22 protein-coding genes, 1 tRNA gene and 1 pseudogene are annotated in these 17,364 nt (G+C 72.6%); 20 read left to right on the top strand and 4 right to left on the bottom strand.

Features of this window, described 5'->3' with window-relative positions; all coding sequences use genetic code 11:
- Window positions 1-65 precede the first annotated feature (65 nt).
- From B1H29_RS19260 to B1H29_RS19235, 7 genes are all read left to right on the top strand, one after another.
- Entirely contained in the window at window positions 66-794 is a 729-nt protein-coding gene (locus B1H29_RS19260; RefSeq protein WP_055422022.1) for a siderophore-interacting protein, read from the top strand.
- Between the two features lie 25 nt (window positions 795-819).
- Window positions 820-1,413, top strand: coding sequence for an HhH-GPD-type base excision DNA repair protein (locus B1H29_RS19255; protein WP_055422023.1), 594 nt, complete (start codon window positions 820-822; stop codon window positions 1,411-1,413).
- Window positions 1,414-1,672: 259 nt separating this feature from the next.
- Window positions 1,673-2,362 carry an HdeD family acid-resistance protein gene (locus tag B1H29_RS19250; RefSeq protein ID WP_055422024.1) on the top strand — a complete coding sequence of 230 codons (690 nt, stop codon included), beginning with the start codon at window positions 1,673-1,675 and terminating at the stop codon, window positions 2,360-2,362.
- Window positions 2,363-2,437: 75 nt separating this feature from the next.
- On the top strand, window positions 2,438-2,935 hold the full coding sequence (locus B1H29_RS19245) for a hypothetical protein (RefSeq protein WP_055422025.1): 498 nt from the start codon (window positions 2,438-2,440) through the stop codon (window positions 2,933-2,935).
- 97 nt (window positions 2,936-3,032) lie between these two features.
- On the top strand, window positions 3,033-3,170 hold the full coding sequence (locus tag B1H29_RS38595; RefSeq protein WP_167392544.1) for a hypothetical protein: 138 nt from the start codon (window positions 3,033-3,035) through the stop codon (window positions 3,168-3,170).
- 178 nt (window positions 3,171-3,348) lie between these two features.
- Window positions 3,349-3,645 carry a type II toxin-antitoxin system VapB family antitoxin gene (locus tag B1H29_RS19240; protein WP_003999914.1) on the top strand — a complete coding sequence of 99 codons (297 nt, stop codon included), beginning with the start codon at window positions 3,349-3,351 and terminating at the stop codon, window positions 3,643-3,645.
- 225 nt (window positions 3,646-3,870) lie between these two features.
- Window positions 3,871-4,491, top strand: a complete 621-nt coding sequence (locus tag B1H29_RS19235) for a LytR C-terminal domain-containing protein (RefSeq protein ID WP_055422026.1) — start codon at window positions 3,871-3,873, stop codon at window positions 4,489-4,491.
- A gap of 37 nt (window positions 4,492-4,528) precedes the next feature.
- On the opposite strand, the gene upp is transcribed toward B1H29_RS19235, so the two are convergent.
- The gene (gene upp / locus B1H29_RS19230) at window positions 4,529-5,164 is read right to left on the bottom strand and encodes a uracil phosphoribosyltransferase (RefSeq protein WP_055422027.1); all 636 of its coding nucleotides are present in this window, start codon (window positions 5,162-5,164) and stop codon (window positions 4,529-4,531) included.
- Between the two features lie 138 nt (window positions 5,165-5,302).
- Between upp and B1H29_RS19225 the strand changes: the two genes are divergently transcribed.
- The 8 genes from B1H29_RS19225 (at window position 5,303) to B1H29_RS19190 (ending at window position 9,986) form a co-directional block, all read left to right on the top strand.
- Complete coding sequence (locus B1H29_RS19225; protein WP_409350942.1) at window positions 5,303-5,557, top strand: hypothetical protein; 255 nt, start codon at window positions 5,303-5,305, stop codon at window positions 5,555-5,557.
- 347 nt (window positions 5,558-5,904) lie between these two features.
- Window positions 5,905-6,456, top strand: coding sequence for a hypothetical protein (locus B1H29_RS19220; RefSeq protein ID WP_055422028.1), 552 nt, complete (start codon window positions 5,905-5,907; stop codon window positions 6,454-6,456).
- An 86-nt stretch (window positions 6,457-6,542) separates the two neighbouring features.
- Window positions 6,543-6,974, top strand: a complete 432-nt coding sequence (gene tadA / locus B1H29_RS19215) for a tRNA adenosine(34) deaminase TadA (RefSeq protein WP_055422178.1) — start codon at window positions 6,543-6,545, stop codon at window positions 6,972-6,974.
- Between the two features lie 78 nt (window positions 6,975-7,052).
- Window positions 7,053-7,137, top strand: a tRNA-Ser gene (locus tag B1H29_RS19210).
- Between the two features lie 87 nt (window positions 7,138-7,224).
- Window positions 7,225-7,401 carry a hypothetical protein gene (locus tag B1H29_RS19205; RefSeq protein ID WP_079160317.1) on the top strand — a complete coding sequence of 59 codons (177 nt, stop codon included), beginning with the start codon at window positions 7,225-7,227 and terminating at the stop codon, window positions 7,399-7,401.
- Window positions 7,401-7,694: a Dabb family protein gene (locus B1H29_RS19200; protein WP_055422029.1), complete on the top strand. Its 294-nt coding sequence runs from the start codon at window positions 7,401-7,403 to the stop codon at window positions 7,692-7,694. Before B1H29_RS19205 ends, B1H29_RS19200 begins: the two co-directional genes overlap by 1 nt.
- A 145-nt stretch (window positions 7,695-7,839) precedes the next feature.
- The gene (locus B1H29_RS19195; RefSeq protein WP_199832459.1) at window positions 7,840-8,772 is read left to right on the top strand and encodes an RNA polymerase sigma factor SigF; all 933 of its coding nucleotides are present in this window, start codon (window positions 7,840-7,842) and stop codon (window positions 8,770-8,772) included.
- Between the two features lie 293 nt (window positions 8,773-9,065).
- Entirely contained in the window at window positions 9,066-9,986 is a 921-nt protein-coding gene (locus B1H29_RS19190; protein ID WP_055422031.1) for an RNA polymerase sigma factor SigF, read from the top strand.
- Window positions 9,987-10,114: 128 nt separating this feature from the next.
- On the opposite strand, the gene B1H29_RS19185 is transcribed toward B1H29_RS19190, so the two are convergent.
- The gene (locus tag B1H29_RS19185) at window positions 10,115-10,312 is read right to left on the bottom strand and encodes a hypothetical protein (protein ID WP_055422032.1); all 198 of its coding nucleotides are present in this window, start codon (window positions 10,310-10,312) and stop codon (window positions 10,115-10,117) included.
- Between the two features lie 238 nt (window positions 10,313-10,550).
- Here B1H29_RS19185 and B1H29_RS19180 point away from each other — a divergent pair, with 238 nt between their 5' ends.
- The 3 genes from B1H29_RS19180 (at window position 10,551) to B1H29_RS19170 (ending at window position 14,599) form a co-directional block, all read left to right on the top strand.
- Entirely contained in the window at window positions 10,551-11,051 is a 501-nt protein-coding gene (locus tag B1H29_RS19180) for a MarR family winged helix-turn-helix transcriptional regulator (RefSeq protein WP_055422033.1), read from the top strand.
- Window positions 11,052-11,064: 13 nt separating this feature from the next.
- Complete coding sequence (locus tag B1H29_RS19175) at window positions 11,065-13,668, top strand: MFS transporter (protein ID WP_079160315.1); 2,604 nt, start codon at window positions 11,065-11,067, stop codon at window positions 13,666-13,668.
- Between the two features lie 109 nt (window positions 13,669-13,777).
- Window positions 13,778-14,599, top strand: coding sequence for a YceI family protein (locus B1H29_RS19170; RefSeq protein ID WP_055422035.1), 822 nt, complete (start codon window positions 13,778-13,780; stop codon window positions 14,597-14,599).
- Here B1H29_RS19170 and B1H29_RS19165 read toward each other — a convergent pair.
- Window positions 14,582-15,283, bottom strand: a complete 702-nt coding sequence (locus B1H29_RS19165; protein ID WP_055422036.1) for a GAF and ANTAR domain-containing protein — start codon at window positions 15,281-15,283, stop codon at window positions 14,582-14,584. The two genes, B1H29_RS19170 and B1H29_RS19165, sit on opposite strands and share 18 nt — an antisense overlap.
- 18 nt (window positions 15,284-15,301) lie before the next feature.
- Window positions 15,302-16,054: an ANTAR domain-containing protein gene (locus B1H29_RS19160; RefSeq protein WP_055422037.1), complete on the bottom strand. Its 753-nt coding sequence runs from the start codon at window positions 16,052-16,054 to the stop codon at window positions 15,302-15,304.
- A 217-nt stretch (window positions 16,055-16,271) separates the two neighbouring features.
- On the opposite strand from B1H29_RS19160, the pseudogene B1H29_RS37450 reads away from it, so the two are divergent.
- Window positions 16,272-16,625, top strand: a pseudogene (locus tag B1H29_RS37450) (STAS domain-containing protein); the annotation flags it as partial.
- Between the two features lie 267 nt (window positions 16,626-16,892).
- Window positions 16,893-17,363 (top strand): PPOX class F420-dependent oxidoreductase, encoded by a 471-nt coding sequence (locus B1H29_RS19150; RefSeq protein WP_055422038.1) that lies wholly within the window; start codon window positions 16,893-16,895, stop codon window positions 17,361-17,363.
- The last annotated feature ends 1 nt before the right edge of the window (window position 17,364 follow it).

The following is a 17,364-nucleotide window of genomic DNA, read 5'->3' as shown; positions in this document are numbered from 1 at the left end:
TCCTTTAGGTTAGGCTCACCTAAGTGTTCGTCGTGGCCGAATAGTACGTGAAGGGTGAAGAAACGATGGGGCAGGGGCGGGGTTGGGAGGGCGCGGTCCTCAAGCTGATGCGTGCGAAGGACTTCGAGTTCACCGTGACGGACGCCGGGGACGTGACCCCGGACTTCCGGCGGCTGCGGCTGACCGACGGCGGCATGCTGGCGGCGACCGGTGTCCACCCCACGATGTGGGTGCGGCTGTGGTTCGACAACGCGGGCAAGCCGCACCAGCGGGCGTACACGCTCGTCGACCCGGACCCGGCGGCGGGCACCTTCGGCCTGGAGTTCGCCCTGCACGAGGGGTGCGCGAGCGACTGGGCCAGGGCGGCCAAGCCTGGTGACACCATCGAGGCGACGGTCCAGGGCACCGGCTTCGAGGTCCCCGACCCGGTCCCCTCCCGCGTCTTCGCGGTGGCGGACCCGGCCTCCCTGCCCGCCCTCAACTCCCTCCTCGACGCGCTGGGGGCGGTCCCCGCGACGATCTGGTTCGAGGGCGGCGGCACGGACGACGGCCTGCCCTTCCGCACCGATCCCGCCCGCCACGAGGTCCGCACGCTCCCGCGCCGCGACGCGGGCGCGCACCTGGTCGCGCAGGTGAAGGAGGCGCTGCCGGAGCTGCTGCGGTCGGCTCCCGAGCCGTTCGTCTGGATCGCCTGCGACACGGCGACGACCCGGGCGCTGGCCTCGTACGCCCGCAAGGAGCTGGGGCTGCCCAAGCAGCGGGTGAACGCGCTGGGGTACTGGCGCGCGACCTGAGTCCGCACGCGCGATCATCGGGGGCATGGACGTCACACTTCACCTCGCCCAGGACCCCGAGGCCGACGAGCTCCTCGGCCGCAGCCCGCTCGCCGCGCTGGTCGGCATGCTGCTCGACCAGCAAGTTCCCATGGAGTGGGCGTTCAAGGGCCCGTCGACCATCGCCCGGCGCATGGGCGCGGAGGACCTGGACGCGCACGACATCGCGGCCTACGCCCCCGAGGCGTTCGCCGCCCTGCTCTCCGACAAGCCGGCCGTGCACCGTTACCCCGGCTCGATGGCGGGCCGCGTCCAGCAACTGTGCCGGTACCTCGTCGAGACCTACGACGGTGACGCCGAGTCCGTCTGGCGGGGCGTCTCCACCGGCGGGGAACTGCTGAAGCGGCTCCAGGACCTGCCGGGCTTCGGCAAGCAGAAGGCCCAGATCTTCCTCGCCCTGCTCGGCAAGCAGCTCGGCGTCCGGCCGGAGGGCTGGCGCGAGGCGGCCGGCGCCTACGGCGAACCGAAGTCCTTCCGCTCCGTCGCCGACATCACCGGCCCGGAGTCCCTGACGAAGGTCCGCGCGCACAAGCAGGAGATGAAGGCGGCGGCGAAGGCGGCGAAGGCCTCCGGCGAGTAGCAAGCAGGCGCTTCGGACGGGCGGCACCCTCCACCCCGCCCCCGCCCCCGCCTCCCGGCCACGGGCACGGGCACCCGTTGCCTCCCCCGGAGCCCGAACGAGCCCGACCGACCCGGGGGTCCCCGGGGCGGCACGGGCGAGCGGTGGGGGTGCTTCCCCGGGGGGCGGCACGGGTGAGCGGCCCGTCTGCTCGCCGGCCCGTCAGCCCGCCGGCCCGGCCCAGGTGGCGGACCCGCCGGATCCGCTCCCAGCATGAAGCATGACCGAGCCTCCCAGCGGTACCCCCGAAGGGCAGCCGTACGACGACCGCGGGGTCCACGCCCGGACCGGCGCCGGAACACACACCCGGACCACCGGGCGGCACGAGCACGAGCCCGAACCCGCCTTCGAGGGGCCGCTGCACCTGCTGTCCCGCACCGCGTGGCAGACCGTGCTGCTCACCGGGATCGCCTCTCTCGTCCTCGGCGTACTGGTCCTGGTCTGGCCGGGCGCGTCACTGCGCGCCGCCGGCGTGCTCTTCGGCCTCTACCTCGTCGTCAGCGGCGTCCTCCAACTGGCCGCCGCCTTCGGCACGCACCGGACGACCTCGCTGCGGGTCCTCGCCTTCATCAGCGGCGCCGTGTCGATCCTGCTGGGCCTGTTCTGCTTCCGCGGCCCCTTGCAGTCGGTGCTGCTGCTCGCGCTGTGGATCGGCATCGGCTGGCTCTTCCGCGGCGTCACGCAGGTCCTGGCCGCCGTCCACGACCCGGCGATGCCCGCGCGCGGCTGGCACATCCTCCTGGGCGCCGTCACCGTCGTCGCGGGCATCGTCCTGATCGACTCGCCGGTGGACTCGGCGGCCGTCCTCATGCTGGTCGGCGGCTGGTGGCTCGTCGCCGTCGGCGTGGTCGAGATCGTCACGTCGATACGCCTGCGCGGGCGCGCCCACCAGGTCCCGCACACCCTGTGAACCGCCCTACGCCGAGCGGGCGGTTCTCTCCCCGGCGCGATGGACGGCGTACGCCCGGCGGGGACACGACCTGACGTGAGCCCCGCACCGCACGCCGCCGCGACCGTCCGCGTCGCGCGTGCCGCCGCCACCGTGCACGCCGCCCGCGCGGCGCGCGCCGGACGCCGCGGTGCCCGCCTGCGGGTCCTGGTCCTGCTGCTCGCCCTGATCGTGCCCTGCACGCACGCGACGGCCCAGGAGGCACCGACCGCGCCGGCGGCCGCCGGGAGCGGAGGAGCCGGCACCGTGCTCAGCGCCGGGCTCGGCGGCGGCATCGGCGTCGGCCCCCTCGGCCTCGGCACCGGAGGAGCCGGCGGCAGCGGCCCGGGCGGCACCGCCGGTGAGTACGACCACCTCGACACCGCCCTGCGCTCATCGGCCCGCGGCGGCCGGCGCACCGTCGTGGCCCCCTCCGTCCCACCGCCCCCGGCGCCCGGCCGCCGCGTCCTCACCGACCGGACCCTCGCACCACCCGTTCCGACCGGGCCGCCGCCCGCCCCGCGCGGCCCACGCTCCGTGGTCCTGCGCTGCTGACCGGACCGGACCGGCACCGGCCGCACCGGCCGCCGGCCCACCGCACGAACACGGAACGAGCCACGAGCCACGAGGAACGAGTAACGAGGAACCCGCCATGATCAACGACCCCTACGCGGTCCTGCGCGCCCTCCTGCGCGCCGAGGCCGCCCGCCGCGCTCCCAGGCCCGACACCGGCCGGCCGCAGGCCCCGAGCGAACCCCGCCCGCCCGCGCGGGAAGGGAGGCGTGACTGACGAAGCCGCCCGGGCGGCGGAGGCCGGCCCGGCGTCGCCTCCGCCGCCGACGGACCGCGCTCGCGGCCGCCCGTACCCCGCCCCCGTTCCCCTTTGCCCCCGTTTACTGCGTCATTTCCAGCGCCGCACTCCGGCGCCATGGCTGCGCCCGCGACGTCTTGGCCGGTAGGCTTTCCGTGTGATCTTCAAGCGCATCGGAAACGGCCGGCCGTACCCCGACCACGGCCGGGAGAGCACCCGGCAGTGGGCGGACGTCGCGCCGCGCCCGGTCCGCCTCGATCAGCTCGTGACGACCAAGGGCCAGCTCGACCTGGAGACGCTCCTCGCCGAGGACTCCACCTTCTACGGCGACCTCTTCGCGCACGTCGTGAAGTGGCAGGGCGACCTGTATCTGGAGGACGGCCTGCACCGCGCGGTGCGCGCGGCGCTCCAGCAGCGCCAGGTGCTGCACGCACGGGTCCTCGAACTCGACTGACCAGAGCCCGCCGCCCCTTCGCGGCACGTCCGCGGTCATCTCCGCGGCACCTCCGCGGCACCCTCCCGACGGCCACTCGTCCACCCGTGACGGCCCCGCCGGCGCTTCCGCTTAACCCTTTCGGGTTGCATTGCGCCGAACCGTGGAACGTCGACTGATCATCTAATAGGCATCACGGCGCGAGCGCACTACGCTGCGCCCATGAGCATGCTCACGCCCCCCGGTATGGGCGGCCAGTACAAGATCACGGGGGACAAGTACCCGCGGATGCGACCGGCCCGGCGACGCGGCCGGCTCGCGGTCGTCACCGTCGCCTGTGTCACCGTGCTCGGGGTGCTCGGCTGGGGCACGTTGCAGCTCATCGACGTCTTCACCGGCGGCGACAAGGCCTCCGCGGCCGGTGCCGCGACGCACTGCCGGAGCACGGCCGCGAAGGCGAGCCCCTCGCCCGCCGCCGCGGCCGTGCCGAAACCGTCCCAGGTGACCGTCAACGTGCTCAACGCGACGACCCGCGGCGGCCTCGCGCAGAAGACCGCCGACGAGCTGAAGAAGCGCGGCTTCCGCATCGGCGACGTCAGCAACGCGCCCAAGGAGTACGACAAGAAGCTCGCCGGCGCGGGCGTCCTGCTCGGCCCCTCCGCTTCCGCGAAGACCTCGCTGCCCGTGCTCGGCACCCAGCTCCCCGGCGCCGAGTCGCGCACCGACGCGGCCCGCAAGGGCACCGCCGTCGACCTGATCATCGGCAAGGGCTTCAAGGGCCTCGCGAAGCGGGCGGACGCCGACGCGGCGCTGGCCCGGCTGGCGGCGCCGCAGCCGGCGTCCGCCGCGGAGAAGAAGAGCTGCTGAGCAGCCGTACGGGGGCGTGGCAGGCCCGGAGCGTGTGCTACTCGGCCGCCCCGTACATCCGGTCGCCCGCGTCGCCGAGGCCCGGCACGATGTAGCCCTGGTCGTTGAGACGCTCGTCGACCGAGGCCGTCACGACCGTCACCGGGGTGCCGGCCAGCTCGCGCTCCATGAGTTCGACGCCCTCGGGGGCGGCGAGCAGCACCACGGCCGTCACGTCGTCGGCGCCGCGCTTGATCAGCTCCTGGATCGACGCGACCAGGGTGCCGCCGGTGGCCAGCATCGGGTCCAGCACGTACACCTGGCGTCCGGAGAGGTCCTCCGGCATACGGGTCGCGTACGTGGAGGCCTGCAGCGTCTCCTCGTTGCGGATCATGCCGAGGAAGCCCACCTCGGCGGTCGGCAGCAGCCGGACCATGCCGTCCAGCATGCCGAGGCCGGCCCGCAGGATCGGCACCACCAGCGGGCGGGGGTGGGAGAGCTTGACGCCGGTGGTCTGGCAGACCGGCGTGTGGATGTCGACCTGTTCGGTGCGCACGTCGCGCGTGGCCTCGTAGGCGAGCAGGGTGACCAGCTCGTCGGCGAGACGGCGGAAGGTCGCGGAGTCGGTGCGCAGGTCGCGCAGCGTGGTGAGCTTGTGGGCGACCAAGGGGTGGTCGACGACGTGGAGACGCATGTCCCCCACAGTAACCGGGCCCCGCGGGCCCGGCGTCCCCCCGGCGGGCAAGGCCCCGGCCACCGCTGTGCCCGTTCACCGGCGTCAAACCGCCCGACCGGGGGAAGGCGGGAGGGACGGACGCTGGGTGGTGAGACTGTGCCTGAACGGGACTTCCACGACACGCCGTCCCCCGGCGAGGAGCCGGGGACGGGTCGCGGGGCTGAGCGGATCACTGAGCCGACTACGGAGCCGACTACGGAGCCGGAGGGGGAGGCCGAGCGCCGTCGGCGCCGGGCCCGGTTCCTGCGCGACCTGGCGGAGGCCAGGGAGTTGCGGGACCGCGTCCAGCCGCGCCGCGCCAAGGCAGCCCGGCTGCGCCACGCGATGCGCATGCGCACCTTCCGCTGGTGACTTCCCGGTCCGGCCGGGGGTCTTCCCCGGTCCGGCCGGGGAAGATCGCGCGCCGCGCCGACGTTACGACGACGGACGTACGCGGGTGGCGCGGGAATCCGCGTACGATCCGCACGTGGCTGCGACAAAGTGCGCTGAGGGGCGGCCGCCCGGAGTGGTACTCCCGGGACCCCGGCCGAAACCGCCCGGCACGAAACTGCCGGACACAGGGCGCCGAAGACGTCCCCTGAAGGCCTTGTTTCTGCCACGATTCCGAGTGGGTGGGGCTCCAAGCACCGCTCCCCCGCCCTCAGCCTCCGCCGGGGGGACCCCCAACCGGCACGCCTATGACCAGTGGGAGAGTCACGGTGTACTTCGCCGCACTGCTCGCGCGCACCGAAGACGGGTGGGAAGCGAGCGACACGGAGCTCGACGATGTGGAAACCCTGTCGGATCTGGCCGACCTGGCCCGGGAAGCCTCTCCCGACGAGGACACGGTGCTCGTGCTGATCGAGCAGGAGGACGCGTGGTTCGGAGTCGTCCGGGTGGACGGCGAGGAGGACCCCCGTATCTACGTCTCGGACGCCGCCGCGGCCGCCCGCAGCAGCTACGGCGAGATCCTGCTCACCGACGAGCTGCTCGGCCGGGAGCCCGGTGACGACGGCGACGACCTCGACGCCCTCGACGCCCTCGACCTCGACGGCACGGAGGACGGCGAGTCCGACGACGACGAGGACGGCGGGGGCGGCGACGCGGCCGCCGCCACGGGTGAGGCCGTGCCGCACGGCCCGGTCGGCGACGCCGAGGTCCTGGACGACCTGGGCGTGAGCGAGAAGGAACTGCGCTCGATGTCCCGGGACGCGGTCGGCGAGATCGCCGAGGCCCTGGGCGCCTCCGAGGTACTGGAGACCGTCCGCTGAACAGGCCGGCCGAACAGGACCCAGCAGGAGGACCGGCCAACCGCTCCGTACCGCCCGACCCGGTGCGCGACCCGTGGCGGGCCGCGATGCGGCTCGCCCTGGCCGAGGCCGGGCGGGCGGTGCGGGGCGGGGACGTCCCCGTCGGCGCCGTCGTCCTGGCGCCGGACGGGCGGACCGTGCTGGCGGCCGGGCACAACGAACGCGAGGCCACCGGCGACCCGACGGCCCACGCCGAGGTCCTCGCGATCCGTCGGGCCGCCGCGGCGGCCGGTCAGTGGCGGCTGCCCGGCTGCACCCTGGTCGTCACCCTGGAGCCGTGCACGATGTGCGCGGGCGCGCTGGTGCAGTCCCGGGTGGACCGGATCGTCTACGGCGCCCGCGACGACAAAGCGGGCGCGGCCGGCTCCCTGTGGGACGTCGTGCGCGACCGGCGTCTCAACCACCGCCCCGAGGTGATCGAGGGCGTACTCGCGGACGACTGCTCCCGCCTGCTCACGGACTTCTTCCGCGACCGCTGACCGGTACCGTCCAAAGCACCCGCGGGGCTCCGGATACCGATTTCAAACCATGCCGCACCGTGCTGTAAGGTCTCTCTCGGTAGCGTGTCCGAGCGGCCGAAGGAGCTCGCCTCGAAAGCGAGTGTGGCGCAAGTCACCGAGGGTTCAAATCCCTCCGCTACCGCTCTTGAAGGGCCCCGTCGAAAGACGGGGCCCTTCGTGCGATCATGTGCGATCGAAAGGCGTGCATCGAGGGACAGGGGAGGCCGCGGTGGCGGTGAACGCGAAGAAGGTCGCCGTCTACGTGCTCGTGGTCTTCGTGCTCTATGTGATCATCACCGATCCGGCGAAGGCCGCCGACTACGTCCAGATAGGTTTCCAGGGCATCTCCGACGCGGCGGGCGCCGTGGGCGACTTCATGACCTGGGCCGCCAACGGAGGAGAGTGATGATCCGCCACCTGGTGCTGTTCAAGCTGAACGAGGGCGTGCGGCGCGACGACCCGCGCGTCGTGGAGGGCGTCGAGGCCTTCCGTGCGCTCGGCGGCCGGATCGAGGAGCTGCGCTTGTGGGAGTGCGCCTGGAACATCAGCGACCGGCCCATCGCCTACGACTTCGCCATCAACTCGGCCGTGGAGGACACCGACGCCCTCAGGCGCTACCTGGACCACCCTGCGCACCAGGCGGGCGTCGCGCTGTGGCGGGAGTTCGCCACCTGGGTGATCGCCGACTACGAGTTCTAGCCCGGCCGCACCACTTCGGCCCCGCACCCCGACGGTGCGGGGCCGCTTCGCGTTCACGTCTGCGTTCACTCAACACGACGTTATGCGGTGCTTGCACACAGTGCACATGTCTTGTGATGCTATGACCGCTTTTGACGGATGAGTTATGGAAGAGTTGACGGATCACGAGGTGGAGTTGACCGTGCCGGCCAGTACTGCGCCTCAAGCACCGCCCGCACAGGCCCCACAGGCCCCACAGGCCGCACGGGCCGCACCGCCCGCACACGCCGCACAGGCCCAGGAGCCGCCCGCGCGGGAAGCGGCTCCGCAGCGGAGCCGGGGCGCCGACACCCGGGCCCTGACCCAGGTGCTCTTCGGTGAGCTGAAGGGCCTCACGCCGGGCTCGCCGGAGCACGACCGGGTACGCGCGGCGCTCATCGAGGCCAACCTCCCGCTGGTGCGCTACGCCGCCGCCCGCTTCCGCTCCCGCAACGAGCCGATGGAGGACGTCGTCCAGGTCGGCACCATCGGACTCATCAACGCCATCGACCGGTTCGACCCGGAGCGGGGCGTGCAGTTCCCGACGTTCGCGATGCCGACCGTCGTCGGCGAGATCAAGCGGTACTTCCGCGACAACGTCCGCACGGTGCACGTACCGCGCCGGCTGCACGAGCTGTGGGTGCAGGTCAACAGCGCGACCGAGGACCTGACCACCGCCTTCGGGCGCTCCCCGACGACCGCCGAGATCGCCGAGCGGCTGCGCATCTCCGAGGAGGAGGTGCTGTCCTGCATCGAGGCGGGGCGGTCGTACCACGCCACCTCACTGGAGGCCGCCCAGGAGGGCGACGGACTGCCCGGGCTGCTCGACCGGCTCGGCTACGAGGACCCCGCCCTCGACGGGGTCGAGCACCGCGACCTGGTCCGGCACCTGCTCGTCCAGCTCCCGGAGCGGGAACAGCGCATCCTGCTGCTGCGCTACTACAGCAACCTCACCCAGTCGCAGATCAGTGCGGAACTCGGCGTCTCCCAGATGCACGTCTCACGACTACTGGCCCGTAGTTTCCAGCGGTTGAGGTCCTCCAACCGGATCGACGCGTAGTCTCGGCACACGGCCTCCCCGTATATCGAAAGCGCGTGCCGGTAGTCACCGGGGCGAGCGAATCGCTCACCAGGGCCGTTGCGGGCGGAATCGGCCCGAAAGGCCGTCAGACCCCCTTTTTCCAGGGGGAATTCGCGTCTCGGATGTCGACATGTCACTACAGCGCGTTGCCGACATGTGACATTCTGCCGGAGACGCGTTTGCCGGAGCTCCGGCTCCGGTATTCAGGTGGAGGCTGCGTTCCCGGCGTGGGAGCGTGCGCCGTGACCGTCCCGCGACCCAAAGGGGGTGGCATGTCCGCAGACCAGGGCAGCTCGAAGGTGCTCGCGCTCGCGGAGAGCGAGACCGCGCCCGACACGCTCGAGGCGCTCGGCCCCGTCGATGACGTCCAGGCCATCGAAGCCGTACCGACCCTCGACGCCGTGCCGGCCCAGGCCGTTCCGGCCACGGAGGCCATCGACACCCGCACCCTGTCCCGCTCCCTGTTCCTGCGGCTCGCCGCCCTCGACCAGGACAGCCCGGAGCGCGCCTACGTCCGGGACACCCTGATCGAGCTCAATCTCCCGCTGGTGCGTTACGCCGCCGCGCGCTTCCGCTCCCGCAACGAGCCGATGGAGGACATCGTCCAGGTCGGCACCATCGGCCTGATCAAGGCGATCGACCGCTTCGACTGCGAACGGGGCGTGGAGTTCCCGACGTTCGCGATGCCGACGGTGGTCGGGGAGATCAAGCGGTTCTTCCGCGACACCTCGTGGTCGGTGCGCGTCCCGCGCCGGCTCCAGGAGCTGCGGCTGGCCCTGACGAAGGCCAGCGACGAGCTCTCCCAGAAGCTGGACCGCTCCCCGACGGTCGGCGAGCTGGCCGCCGTGCTGGGCGTCTCCGAGGAGGACGTCGTCGACGGCCTCGCGGTCGGCAACGCGTACACCGCCTCCTCGCTGGACTCCCCGGCCCCGGAGGACGACGGCGGCGAGGGCTCGCTGGCGGACCGCCTGGGGTACGAGGACACGGCGCTGGAGGGCGTGGAGTACCGCGAGTCCCTCAAGCCGCTGCTGGCCCAATTGCCGCCCCGGGAGCGGCGGATCATCATGCTGCGCTTCTTCGCCAACATGACCCAGTCGCAGATCGGCGAGGAGGTCGGCATCTCGCAGATGCACGTCTCCCGGCTGCTGACCCGGACCCTGTCGCAGTTGCGCGAGGGCCTCATCTCCGACTAGGTCCCGACACGGCGCACCGGCACACAGGCCGGGCGCCCAGGCCTACGACCGCCGCGGCATCCCGGGGATGCCGCGGCGGTCGCCGTCGTATGCGTCTGTACGGTGCCGGTCCCGCTCCGGCGCCGGTGCTACTTCAGCGCCAGCCAGGCCACGGCCGCGACGATCACCACGGCGGCCACGATGCCGACGATCAGGCCGATGCGGGGCCCGGAGGAGGCGGCGGGGGCCGCCTGCCGGGTCTGGGGGGCGTCGTCGACGAACGCGCGGAACATCTGGGTGCTGCCTGCGGGGTCGTTATTGCCCTGGGGGCCCTGGTTGTTAGCCATGGGCCGAGACACTAGCGAATCCGAGGATGCGGCCCAAGTGCGGGGCTCCCCAAAGCCTTTGCCCCCGCTCGACACCCGCCCCCCGCACGCTCACCGCCAGCACGACGCTCGCCACCTGCACGTTTACTATCGCAATACTTGCCTTTGCCAACTTTTGATGACCTGATGAACGTATTTATTTGCCTGTAGCAACCAACCGATCCTATGGTTGCCCTAAGCAACGAAACGGGAGGTGCGCATGGCCGAGAAGGCTCAGTACGAGGAGCTGATCCGCCAGTTCAGCGCCTTCGGCGCCGTGAAGCGGGAGATGGGACGGCTGCTGCCGGCCGACTGTCCCGGCGGATCCGCCGCCGTACTGACGCTGCTCGGCCGCCACGGGGACATGCGCATGAGCAGGCTCGCGGAGCTCCTCGCCGTGGACATGTCGGTGACCAGCCGCCACGTCGCCCACGTCGCCGAGCGGGGCTGGATCGAGCGCTCCCCCGACCCCGCGGACAAGCGCTCGCGCATCCTGCGCCTGACGTCCCGGGGGCAGGGCCGGCTCGACGAGATAGCCGAACGGACCACCCAACTGCTCGCCCACCGCCTGAGCGACTGGAGCGACGACGAGGTCGGCCAGCTCTCCCGGCTCATGGCCCGCCTCCGGGCCAGTTTCGACGACTGCCGGGCCCCGGCGGCCCGGCCACCCGCACCGTCCGGGGACGAACAGTCCACCCGTACACCCGCGACCACCACGTAAGCAAAGGAAGTCCATGGCAACGACCACACCAGCCGGTGTGCGGGCTCATGCCAAGCACGGGGGAGGCTCCAACGGAGACGCTCCGATGACGCACCGGCAGATCATGGAAGCGCTGTCCGGGCTGCTGCTCGGCATGTTCTGCGCCATCCTGTCCTCGACCATCGTCACCAACGCCCTGCCCGAGATCATCGGCGACCTCGGCGGCGGCCAGAGCGCCTACACCTGGGTCGTCACCGCCTCGCTGCTGACGATGACCGCCTCCACCCCCCTGTGGGGCAAGCTCGCGGACCTGGTCAGCAAGAAGGCACTGGTCCAGATAGCCCTGATCGTCTTCGTCATCGGCTCCGTCGTGGCCGGTCTGGCGCAGAACCCCGGGATGCTGATCACCGCGCGAGGCATCCAGGGCCTGGGCGCCGGCGGTCTGTCCGCCCTCGCGCAGATCATCATGGCCGCGATGATCTCCCCGCGTGAGCGCGGGCGCTACTCCGGCTACCTCGGCGCGACCTTCGCCGTCGCAACCGTCGGCGGCCCGCTGCTCGGCGGTGTCATCACCGACACGAGCTGGCTCGGCTGGCGCTGGTGCCTCTACGTCGGCGTGCCCTTCGCGATCATCGCGCTGGTCGTGCTGCAGAAGACGCTGCACCTGCCCGTGGTCAAGCGGAAGGTCAAGGTCGACTGGGCCGGCGCCTTCTTCGTCACCGCCGCCGTCTGCCTGCTGCTCGTCTGGGTCACCTTCGCCGACGACAAGTACTCCTGGATGTCCTGGCAGACCGCCGCCATGGTCGGCGGCGCGATCGTGCTGACGCTGGTCTTCCTCCTCGTCGAGTCGAAGGCCAGCGAGCCGATCATCCCGCTGCGCCTGTTCCGGAACCGCACCATCACGCTGGCCTCGCTGGCCTCGCTGTTCGTCGGTATCGCGATGTTCGCGGGCACCGTCTACTTCAGCCAGTACTTCCAGCTCGCCCGGGACAAGTCCCCGACCATGTCGGGCGTCATGACCATCCCGATGATCGGCGGCCTGTTCGTCTCGTCGACGGTCTCCGGCATCGTCATCACCAAGACCGGCAAGTGGAAGCGCTGGCTGCTGGCCGGCGGCGTGCTGCTGACGGCGGGCCTCGGTCTGCTCAGCACGATGCGGTACGACACCCCGTACTGGCACATCGGCATCTTCATGGCGCTGATGGGCCTGGGCGTCGGCATGATGATGCAGAACCTGGTCCTGTGCACGCAGAACCAGGTGGCCCCGAGCGACCTGGGCGCGGCCTCCTCCGTCGTGACCTTCTTCCGGTCCCTCGGCGGTGCGGTGGGCGTCTCGGTGCTCGGCTCCGTGATGTCGACCCGGATCAGCCACTACGCCACCGACACCATCGGGCAGCTCGAGCCCGAGGACCGGGCGGCGGCCGGCCAGGCCATGGGCTCCGGGCAGATCCCCGACATGGATCTGCTGCCCGCGCCCATCCGCACCTGGCTGGAGAGCGCCTACGGACACGGCATCGCCGACATCTTCCTGTACGTCGCGCCGATCGCACTGCTCGGCTTCCTGGTGACGCTGTTCATCAAGGAGGTCCCGCTGCGCACCTCGGGGGCCCTGGCCCAGGCGGCGGAGGCCGCCTCCGAGACCGCCTCCCCGGTGGGCCCGGCCCCGGCCGAGGCCACCCGGGTCGCCCCCGAGCCGGTTCCGGCCGGTGCGACGGCGGCGGCGCCTTCGGCCACCTCGGCCACCTCGGCCACCTCGGCGACGCCGGCCACGTCGGCCGCCCCGGACACCGAACCGGGCCTCCGGCCCGGGGCCGCGCAGCGGCTCGCCGCCGTCGCCACGGCGACCGGCTCCGGTGAGCCGGGGGCGGCCGTCTCCGGTGGCATCCCGGTCCGCGGTTTCGTCCGCGGCGCCGAGTCCGCCCCGGTCCCGCAGGCCGCCGTCACGCTGATCTCCCTGGGTGGCCGGCAGCTCGGCCGCTCGGTCGCCCGGGCCGACGGCTCCTACGTCCTCGACGCGCCGAGCGCGGGATCGTACGTCCTGATCGCCTCCGCCGACGGCTTCCAGCCGCAGGCGTCGACGATCGCCGTGAACGACGAGCCGGTCGCGTACGACATCCTGCTCAGCGGCACCAGCGGGCTGAACGGCCTGGTCCGGGCCGTGGAGAACGGGCTGCCGGTCAAGGACGCGATGGTGATCGTGACCGATGTGCGCGGGGACCTGCTGGCCACCGCCGCCACCGGTGAGGCGGGCGAGTTCTCCTTCGCCGAGCTGGTGCCGGGCACGGTGACCGTCGCGGTCAACGCCGTCGGCTACCGGCCGCGCGCCCTGCCCGTCGAGGTCGGCGGCACCGGGGTCACCCGGGTCGAGGTCGACCTGCAGGCCGGGGCGCAGGTCCAGGGCGTCGTGCGGGCGCCGCACGGTCCGCTGGCCGACGCCCGCGTCACGCTGGTCGACGCGGCGGGCAACGTGGTCGGCTCGGCCACGACCGGCGCGGACGGGGCGTACGCCTTCACCGACCTGGACGCCGGTGAGTACACCGTCATCGCGACCGGCTACCCGCCGGTGGCCACGTCCCTGACGGTCGCCGGCCCGGGTGCCGACGGCCACGACATCGAACTCGCCCACCTCGGCGAGTAACCGGACCCCGGCCCGTGGTGGCGTGCGCGCTCTGAGCGGAGGCGCGCCCGCCCACCACGGGCCGGTTTCCTCACGACCACTTGCTGAGCCTTCGCAGGGAGAAAACGGGATGGGACTGACCGCGAGGATCCGAACGCGGGACGGATGGGCCGTGTCGCACGCGGTCGTCACGGTGACCGACATGACCGGCACGCAGGTGCTGCGCGCCGAGGCGGACACCGAGGGCGCCGTGCGGGACACCACCCCGCTGACGCCGGGGGCGTACACCGTCATCGTCACGGCCGTCGGCTACGCGCCCGCGGCGTCCAGCGCGATCGTCACCGCGAGCGGGCGGGCCGAGGTCGGCACCGTGACGCTGGCCCGCCAGGGCGGCACCGAGCTGCCGCCGCCGGGACCGTGGACCGTCGACCCGGCGCACTCCAGCGTGGCCGCCGTCGCCCAGCACCTGGGCATCTCCAGCGTGCACGGCCGGTTCACGGAGTTCTCCGGCACGGTCGAGATCGCGCCGGACGACGTCACCAAGTCCCGGGTGGAGGCGGTGATCCGGGCGGCCTCCATCGACACCGGCAACGGCATGCGCGACACCCACCTGCGCTCCGCCGACTTCCTGGACGTCGAACGGTTCCCGGAGATCACCTACCGGTCCACCGGGGTCACGGAGGCCGGCCCGGACCGCTGGACCGTCCACGGCGAGCTGGGCCTGCACGGCGTGGTCCGCCCGGTCGACCTGGACCTGGCCTACCTCGGCACCGGCGCCGACCCGTGGGGCGGCACCCGGGCGGCGTTCCGCGCGACGACGGAGCTGCGCCGCGAGGACTTCGCCATGAACTACAACCAGGTCCTCCAGGCCGGCATCGCCGCCATCGGTACGACCCTCAGGGTCGAGCTGGACGTCCAGACGGTCCAGGGCGAGTCACTGCCGGTCGCCTGAGCCGCGGCCGGACGCCCGGGCCACCAGCTCGCCGCACAGGTCCCGGAGCTTGACGTTCCGGTGCTGCGAGGCCCGGCGCAGCCGCTCCATGGCACGGTGGGCGTCGATCCGCTCCCGGGCCATGAGCATGCCGACCGCCTGGTCGATGACGCTGCGGGAGAGCAGGGCGGTGCGCACGTCGGCCGCCGACGCCTGCTGCCGCTCCAGGCGCAGGGCCTCGTTCACGGCGTCCGCGGCCCGCTCCGCGAAGGTGCGGGCCGCTTCGCGTCCCTCGGCCAGCGAACCCGGCTCGACGCCGTAGAAGTTCAGCGCGGCGCCCGTCTCGCCCTCGACGGCCAGCGGCAGCGCCAGCACGCAGCGCACGCCGGTGGCCAGCGCGTACTCCGTGTACGCGGGCCAGCGGGTCTCCGCGGCCAGGTCGGGGGAGTACCGGGGGCTCTGCGTCTCGGCGGCGTCCACACAGGGGCCCGAGCCGTTCTCGTACTGCCGCAGGTCCAGGCCGCTGGGCAGACCGGTACTGCCCGCCAGGGTCATCAGCCGGTCGGCGCGGCGCACCGTGACCGAGCAGGCGACGGCTCCCGGCACCTGCACGACCGCGCGGTCGGTCAGGTCGCGCAGGAGGGTGTCGAGGCCCTGGCTGCGCGCTATCGCACGGTCGAGCGTGTCAGGGATCTCCGAGGTCATGCCCGTACGGATATCCCGTCACCGCTCGCTCACGCCTCGGCCCCCGGCGCCGGTGTTCGCGTCGACGATGCGGCGGGCGAGGTCGCGCAGTTTCACGTTCTCCCGCTGCGAGGCCTTCACCAGGGAGTCGAAGGCGCCGGCCGCGTCGATGTCCAGCCGCTCCATGAGGATGCCGGTGGCCTGGCCGATCAGGTCCCGGGTGCGCATGGCCTCGGTGAGCTGCTCGCGCACGGTCGCCGAGTCCAGGGCGAGGGAGACGTGCGCGGTGAACAGCCGGCCGACGCGGGTGGCGTCCTCGTCGAAGGCCTGCGGCTCGCGGGCGTACGCCGTCAGCACGGTCAGGCGGCGCCGGTCGGCGCGCAGCCGCAGGGACAGCGCGGAGCGGAGACCGAGGCCGGAGAGGGCGTTGCCGCCGCCGTCGGCCTCACTGTCGTCTATCCGGACCACGGGCGTGCTCCACAGGCGCTCCCAGTCCGGATGCGGCTCACGGCCGCCGCCGTGCCGGGGCTCGGCCGCGAACCGCACGGCGTCGTCGGTCCAGGCGAGGGTGCGCAGCCGGCTGCCGCGCTGGATCTCCGAGATGCCCGCGTGCTCCGCGCCGGGCAGCAGGCGCACCGCCAGCTCGACCGCGGTGTTCAGGGTGTCGTCCGGGGTGCCCGTCCCGTGCAGTTGCCGAGCCGCCGACGTCAGGGCTTCGGCCAGCTCGAAACCCACCGGGAAACGCGGCAATTCAGTAAATTCGGACGCAGCCACCACGAACCTCTTCGGCATGCGCGGCCAAACGGCCGTGCGCAGGAGAGCTCCGCAGCACATTCCCGACTGCGAGCACAGGACGAACAGCACTTTAGCTGCTTGGTTGCGCGCCGGTGACGCCCGGCCGAAGGACCGGCGGGCACCTTCCCCGCCCCGTCGGCGGCGTGATGGAATGGGACCCGGGTCAGGAAGCGGCCTCGACCGGAAGCCGGCTGACGTCTGTCAGGTGAGTGACGTGACCTTCCTCCCACAACCGTGCGCGCCGTGTGATCCGCCCGGCTACGCCGTACTCGCGCTGCCCCCCGAGATCGACTTCCGCAACGCCGAGGGGCTGCTGCCCCTGATCATGACCGCGGTGGACCACCACTCCGAGGGCCTGCGCGTTCTCGTCCTGGACCTGACCAGGACCCGCTTCATGGACTCCCAGGGCGTCCGCCTCCTCGACGAGGTACGCCGCCGCACCCACCGGCACAGCCGCCTGCGGGTGGTGGCCGCCCCGACGGGCGTGCCGAGCCGCGTCCTGGAACTGTCCGGCCTGCGCCGGGACGTGCCGGTGTACGACAACCTCGCGGAGGCGCTGGCTCCGGAGGGCGAGCCGGAGGGCGGGCCGGGCAACGGGCCGGACGGCGGACCGGACGGCGGGCCGGACGGCGGACCGGACGGCGGGCCGGACGGCGGGCCGGACGGCGGGCCGGACGGCGGGCCGGACGGCGGGCCGGACGGCGGGCCGGACGGCGGGCCGGACGGCGGGCCGGACGGCGGGCCGGGCAATGAGCCGGACGGCGGACCGGGCAACGGACGGGACGGCGGACCGGAGCGCGGGCCGGACGGCGGGAGCGCGGCCTAGGCTGGCGGCATGGCACCGAACATCGCGACGAACACCCGTGTCTCCCTGGCCGGGTTGCTGGACTTCGTGCGTCCCCGGCACCGGGCGATCCTGCTCACCCGGCGGGCCGACGGCAGCCCGCAGGGGTCGCCGCTGACCTGCGGGGTCGACGACTCCGGCCGGATCGTGGTCTCCACGTACCCCGAACGGGCCAAGACCCGCAACGCGCACCGCGACCCCCGGGTCAGCCTCATCGTGCTCAGCGACGAGTGGAACGGCCCCTGGGTCCAGATCGACGGCACCGCGGAGGTAATCGACTCGCCCGACTCCGTGGAGCCTCTCGTGGAGTACTACCGCAACATCGCGGGCGAGCACCCCGACTGGGACGAGTACCGGCGGGCCATGGTGGAGCAGGGAAAATCGATCATTCGAGTGACGCCGGAGAAGTGGGGGCCGGTGGCGACGGGCGGCTTCCCGGCTCGGCTGGCGGCGGACGACTGAC

This window comes from Streptomyces pactum, assembly GCF_002005225.1.
GTDB classification, from domain to species: Bacteria; Actinomycetota; Actinomycetes; order Streptomycetales; family Streptomycetaceae; genus Streptomyces; species Streptomyces pactum_A.
The sequence above is the reverse complement of the archived record's forward strand: the minus strand, read 5'-3'. Positions and strand labels throughout refer to the sequence as shown.